We start from the raw sequence: 2,424 nt of genomic DNA on the forward strand, positions 1-2,424 counted from the left end.
AAATTCATGAAGCAGGCGATGCTTCTCATCTTCGGACAATAACACGGCATTGCCGATAGGCTGGTCCGGCTGGAATAACACAAAATGAAGCAGTCGGAAAAAAATGTTCGAATAGAGTGGCAATATAGGAGGCGTCATAGCGACTTTCATCATAAAGCACCTCCAAATGAAGGCCATCGTCCTTCGCATCGAATCGGAACATGACGTCGGAGCTGACACTAAGGTCGATAGAAGCGGTATGTATGGCTGAATAAGACACTACCGTATTCATCACCGGAAGTCCGTTCGTGTCCATCTCCAGGTTTAGGTTGTGTACCATCTTCCGAAACGGAAGATGACGATGCTCCACTGCTCCTCCGACAGCTGTCTTGATTGACCCCAATACGGAACGGAAGCTGCTTCCGCGTGTCAAATTCGTCTTCATAATGAGTACGTCACGAGGTGATGAGTCATCATCCGATTCATCTATCGTCGGCATGCCTACAAGCACATTTTCTCGGTTCGTATAATGGTGGAGCAAGCAAGTGGCCCCTGCCAATCCAATCATGTACAGGGCAATATCCGAACCGTTCGCAAGGGTGTTCATTCTGTCTGACAGATCTGTTGGGAGTGCCCGGATCATAGACACTTTGGCGGCATTCGTATCCGCGTTCGCTTCTCTTCCGTGTGTACTGCAATATGGCAAGATGCTCATGCTGTCATCCGAATCAAACATCCCATTCCAATAGGCTTCTTCTTTCTCATATACCGACTTCATTCGTGAACCTCCCTGTCTTAACGGGTGTAATGGAATAGGAGAGCGCGTTCCTGCAGCGGCCACGCGCTCCCGCAATTACACAGTTCCAAGCACAGCATGTATCGCTTGTGTACATGTACAAATGTAGAACAAGGTTGTGCACCTAGTTAACCAAATTGATAGAGCTGCAATCCTTGCTATGATCGTTCGATAAGCGCGGTTTCTCAGGGTGGAGGCGGTAAGGCGTTGCTGCCTTACCGCAATACCTGCTGTCAGCACATTTTAGAACGCGAACTCGATCGTGTCGATCTTGCTCTTTTCCTGTGTCTGCTGTCCACTTATCGAAATATCTTGAATGCGGATGCGAGGGTTCTCGCATACTTGGGACAGTATTGACAAGTAATCTCTCATCATTCTGTGTATGCCAGCTGCTTTGAACAGCTTGGAAGCATACAGGAAGCTTCCCTTCATCCCATCGTCTTCTTCCGATACAGACAGCGTCAGATCGAACTTCGCGCTGACCGAGTCATCTGTCACGTAAGGCGATATCGTCAGTCCACCGATTCCGGCTTCACGCTCCTCCGTATTCTGGAGGACGAACACCGTATCGAACAATGGATTGCGGCTTGTCTCCCACTGCAGCTTCAAGAGGTCAATCAGTTCCTCGAATGGATACTCCTGATGTTCGAATGCCCCTAATGTTGACTCTTTCACCTCTGCCAAGAACGATTGGAACGTTTTATCGCCCTGCGGACGGTTACGAATCGCGAGGGTATTGACGAACATACCGATCAATGGCTCCAAATCGGCATGATTGCGACCCGCAACAGGAGTACCGACAATAATGTCATCCTGACCGCAATATTTGGATAACAGAATCTGATAGGCGGACAATAACACCATGTACAGTGTGCACTCATGATTAGAAGCAAGTTGGTTCAGCTGGCCCGTCACAACCGGGTTAATTTCGAATTCGATCTGCTCCCCTTCGAAGCTGCGAACCGCCGCTCTATCATAATCCAACGGCAACTCTGTGTTCGGAAGATCGCCTTGCAGCATACTCATCCAATAGTCCTCTTGGCGCTTCAGCCTCTCAAGATTCTCACTCGCCTGCTGCCATACTGCATAATCCTTGTACTGGATACGCAGCGGCGGCCGTTCTTCATTCGCATACAATCGAGTAAATTCATCAACTAGATTGCTCATTGAGGCACCGTCAGAAATGATGTGGTGCATATCAAAGACGAGAATATGCCGATCCTGCCCAACTTCGAACAACCCGACCCGCAATAATGGCGGATGCTCCAGGTCGAACGGTCGGATGAATTGTCCAATTATCTCCGGAACTTCGTCCTCGGATACCTGTCTGTAGTCAATAGCGAATTCCGTATTGCGATGGATGCGCTGCATCGGCTCGCCGTCTACCATCTCAAAGCCAGTACGCAATGTCTCGTGACGAGCGATGAGCTTCAAAAATGCCGTCTGGAATTGATCTCGATTCAGCTGTCCTTCAAGCACCAGCATGCCTGGCATATTGTAGCTGAGCTCGCTTCCTTCCAGCTGGCTCATGATATAGAGTCGCAACTGAGCCGAAGATAACGGGTAGTATTCTTGCTCCTCGGCGATCGGAATGGCTGTATACAATGAGGTCTCCATTTGCGAGATTGCTTGAGACATCTCCTCGATAG

General features: G+C 49.2%; 2 protein-coding genes. Both read right to left on the bottom strand.

The window, feature by feature from the left end; translation table 11 throughout:
• Nucleotides 1-25: 25 nt before the first annotated feature.
• Nucleotides 26-757 carry a condensation domain-containing protein gene (locus AZ66_RS28590; RefSeq protein WP_044358037.1) on the bottom strand — a complete coding sequence of 244 codons (732 nt, stop codon included), beginning with the start codon at nucleotides 755-757 and terminating at the stop codon, nucleotides 26-28.
• A 261-nt stretch (nucleotides 758-1,018) separates the two neighbouring features.
• Nucleotides 1,019-2,424, bottom strand: a 1,406-nt coding sequence (locus AZ66_RS28595; protein ID WP_231587090.1) for a condensation domain-containing protein, incomplete at its 5' end; no start/stop codon positions are given.

Origin of the sequence: Paenibacillus sp. E194 (genome assembly GCF_000935845.1) — a bacterium.
In the GTDB taxonomy this organism is placed as follows: domain Bacteria; phylum Bacillota; class Bacilli; order Paenibacillales; family Paenibacillaceae; genus Paenibacillus_B; species Paenibacillus_B alvei_B.

What these genes read in the sequence shown, in the direction of transcription:
- AZ66_RS28590 (WP_044358037.1), bottom strand. Translation starts at nt 757, where the DNA reads ATGAAGTCGGTATATGAGAAAGAAGAAGCCTATTGGAATGGGATGTTT.